We start from the raw sequence: 3963 nt of genomic DNA, 5'->3' as shown, positions 1-3963 counted from the left end.
GGCGATGCTGCGCTTCTCCGCTTTCAACCAGCGTACCACCCCGGAGGTCGAGGGCGTGGTCAGCCGGATCTCGGCCGACGTCACCACCGACCCGAAGACCGGGGCGAGCTACTACACCGTGCGCATCCGCGTGCCGGACGACCAGCAGGGCCGCCTCGGCGGCGCCCGCCTGGTGCCGGGCATGCCGGTCGAGAGCTTCCTGCAGCTCGGCGACCGCTCGGTGCTCTCGTACCTGACCAAGCCGCTCACCGACCAGATCGCCAAGGCTTGGCGCGAACGCTGAAGCGCCGCGCCGTCAAGACCTTCCAACAGACCTCATCACACTTGCGCGCCGCTCGCGCCGCCACGCTTCAAGGATCCCCCCATGGCCACCACCTACACCGCCACCGGCCCCGAGTTCCTGGTCAACACCCAGACCGCGAACACCCAGATAAACCCGACGGTGACCGGTCTGTCGAACGGCGGCTTCGTCGTCACCTGGGAGGACTACAGCGGCGGCGGGGATGATATCAGCGACTCCGGGATCAAGGCGCAGATCTACAAGGCCGACGGCAGCAAGGCCGGCGGCGAGTTCCTGGTCAACACCGCGACCGCGAGTCTTCAGCAAAACCCGACGGTGACCAGTCTGTCGAACGGCGGCTTCGTCGTCACCTGGACGGACTTAAGTGGCGTCGGGGGCGACAAGAGCGGCTTCGGGATCAAGGCGCAGATTTACGGCGCCGACGGTAAAGCGGTCGGCACCGAGTTCCTGGTCAACACCGAGACCGCGAACGATCAGCGAGCCTCGACGGTGACCGGTCTGTCGAACGGCGGCTTCGTCGTCACCTGGACGGACGCTAGCCAGATCGGGGACGACACCATCGGCTCCGGGATCAAGGCGCAGGTCTACAAGGCCGACGGCAGCAGGGTCGGTACCGAGTTCCTGGTCAACACCGCGACCGCGAACAATCAGCAACTCTCGACGGTGACCGGTCTGTCGAACGGCGGCTTCGTCGTCACCTGGACGGACGCGAGCGGGGACGCCGACGGCGCCGGGATCAAGGCGCAGGTCTACAAGGCCGACGGCAGCAGGGTCGGTACCGAGTTCCTGGTCAACACCGCGACCGCGACCGATCAGTTGCTTTCGACGGTGACCGGTCTGTCGAACGGCGGCTTCGTCGTCACCTGGACGGACGAGAGCGGGGACGCCGACGGCTACGGGATCAAGGCGCAGGTCTTCAACGCCGACGGCAGCAGGGTCGGTACCGAGTTCCTGGTCAACACCACGACCACGAGCAGCCAGTATTTCTCGACGGTGACCGGTCTGAAGGACGGTGGCTTCGTCGTCACCTGGACGGACACCAGCGGGGGCGGGGTGAGCAGCGACTACGATGTCAAGGCGCAGGTCTACAACGCCGACGGCAGCAGGGCCGGCAGCGAGTTCCTGGTCAACACCACGACCGTGAGTTATCAGTATAACTCGACGGTGAGCGGTCTGTCGGACGGCGGCTTCGTCGTCACCTGGCAGGACTACAGCGGGGTCGGGGGGGACGCCGACGGCGCTGGGATCAAGGCGCAGCGCTACAGCGCGGCTCCGACCTTCGATCCGAACAACCCGGCTCCGGTGCTGGACGCGGGCAACACCGTGCAGAAGCTGGTGGTCGAGCGGGCCAACGTCACGGGTGTGAGCACCGCCGACACGGCCAATTTCAGCCTGGCCTTCACCGACGCGTCGGCGACCGACACGCACACGGTGAGCGTGGGTACGGCGAGCCTGGGCGGCACGGGCTATGCCGGGCTGAGCTCGGATCAGAAGCTCACCCTCGCCAGCGCGGTGGCCGGTGCACTCACGCCCGGGACGGTGGTCGAGAGCAGCGCGGGCAGCGCCGGTTCGGTGCCGCTCGCCTTTTCGGTCGTCGACAAGACCTTCGACTTCCTCGCCGCGGGCGAGACCCTGACCCTGAGCTACGTCGTGACCTTGTCCGACGGGAACAGCACGAGCCAGCAGACCGTGACCGTGCGGGTGACCGGCACCAACGACCTACCGGTTCTGGCCGCCGACACCTCGGGTTCGCACACGCTGACCGAGCAGCCTGGCACGACGAACGGCATCGTGATCGCCTCGGGTAACGCGGCTCCCGCCGACACCGTGATGGCGAACCTGACCTTCACGGATGCCGACCTCACCGACACGCATGTGGTGTCGATCGCGGCTCCCACTCTCAGCGGGACCGGCTACACGCTGCTTTCGGCCGGGCAGCAGGCGACGCTCGCCTCCGCCCTGGCGACCGCGCTGAGCAACACCCTCAGCGACAGCACCGGTACCGGTGCGGGCTCGATTGGGCTGAGCTTCTCGGCGGCGGATGCGACCTTCGACGTCCTGCGCGAGGGCGAGACGCTGGTTGTGACCTACAACGTCAGCGTCACGGACAGCCAGCGCGTGGTCTCGACCCAGGCGGTGACCTTCACAATCACCGGCTCGAACGACGCCGCGGTGATCGGCACGCCGACGATAGCGGCCGTGACCGAGGACACGGCCGTCGACACCAACGGCAACCTGACCGCGACGGGCACGCTGTCGGTCACGGATGCCGACCACGACCAGTCGAGCTTCCAGACGACCGTCACCCCCGCCACCGGCGTGCTGGGTACCCTCACCCTCGCAGCGAACGGCGCCTACACCTACAGCGTGGCCAACAGCGCGGTGCAGTACCTCGCCGCGGGTCAGCCGAAGAACGAGGTGTTCACCGTCACGTCGCTCGACGGGACGACGAAGGACATCACCTTCACGATCACCGGCACCAACGACGCGCCGATGCTGGCCGCCGATGCGGGCACGCACGCCTTCACGGAGGCGGCCGCGACCACGGGGTCGACGACGGCCGTCACGCTCACGGCGAGCCTGAGCTTCACCGACGTCGACCTGACCGATACCCACACCGTGTCGGTGGCAGCCCCCGTCCTGACCGGTTCGGGCACGACGGGCCTGACAGATCTTCAGAAGGCTGCGCTCGTCACCGCGCTCACGGGCGTCCTGATCCCGGGGACGATCACCGATACCAGCGCCACCGTCACTACTGGCACGATCCCGCTGAGCTTCTCGAAGGCGGATGGCGCCTTCGACTTCCTGGCAGCGGGCGAGAAGCTGACCATCAGCTACGACGTCACGGTGTCGGACCAGCACACGGGTGGCACTGCGACGCGGCCGGTCGTGATCACGGTCACCGGCACGAACGACGCGCCGGTGCTGGCCGCCGACACGGGCACGCACGCCTTCACGGAGCAGTCTGGCACCACGAACGGTGTCGTGACGGCGACGAATACCCCCGCGACGAGCGTGAACGACAGCCTGAGCGCGAGCCTGACCTTTACGGATGTCGACCTCTCCGACACGCACACGGTGACGGTCTCAGCGCCGACGCTGACGGGAGCTTATTCCAACCTCTCGGACGATCAGAAGACGGCGCTCAGCACTGCGCTCGCCTCGGCCCTCGCCGTGTCGACGGGCGGGATCAGCGACAGCACCAAGACCGGCACGGGCACGATCCCGCTGACCTTCTCGGCAGCGGATGCAGCCTTCGACGTCCTGCGCGAGGGCGAGACGCTGGTTGTGACCTACAACGTCAGCGTCACGGACTTCCAGAAGGCCGTCTCGACCCAGACGGTAACCTTCACGATCACCGGCTCGAACGATACTGCGGTGATCGGCACGCCGATGATCGCGGCCGTGACCGAGGACGCGACCGTCGACACCAACGGCAACCTGACCGCGAGCGGCACGCTGTCGGTCACGGATGCCGACCACGACGAGTCGAGCTTCCAGGCGCTCACCAGCGTGGCTGGCACCGACGCTGCCACGGGCAAGGCCGCGCTGGGCACCCTGACCCTCGCAACGAACGGCGACTACACCTACAGCGTGGCCAACGGCGCGGTGCAGTACCTCGCCGTGGGCGAAAAGAAGCTCGAGGTGTTCACGGTCACGTC

The 3963-nt window shown here is 67.3% G+C and carries 2 protein-coding genes; both read left to right on the top strand.

The features are described from left to right. The coding region (locus MFF13_RS19610; RefSeq protein ID WP_238272783.1) for a beta-barrel domain-containing protein at positions 1-283 on the top strand (283 nt) is incomplete at its 5' end. An 81-nt stretch (positions 284-364) separates the two neighbouring features. After that, positions 365-3963 (top strand): beta strand repeat-containing protein (locus MFF13_RS19605; protein ID WP_238272782.1); only part of this gene is annotated, 3599 nt, incomplete at its 3' end.

This window comes from Methylobacterium cerastii (assembly GCF_022179125.1).
GTDB classification, from domain to species: domain Bacteria; phylum Pseudomonadota; class Alphaproteobacteria; order Rhizobiales; family Beijerinckiaceae; genus Methylobacterium; species Methylobacterium cerastii.
The sequence above is the reverse complement of the archived record's forward strand: the minus strand, read 5'-3'. Positions and strand labels throughout refer to the sequence as shown.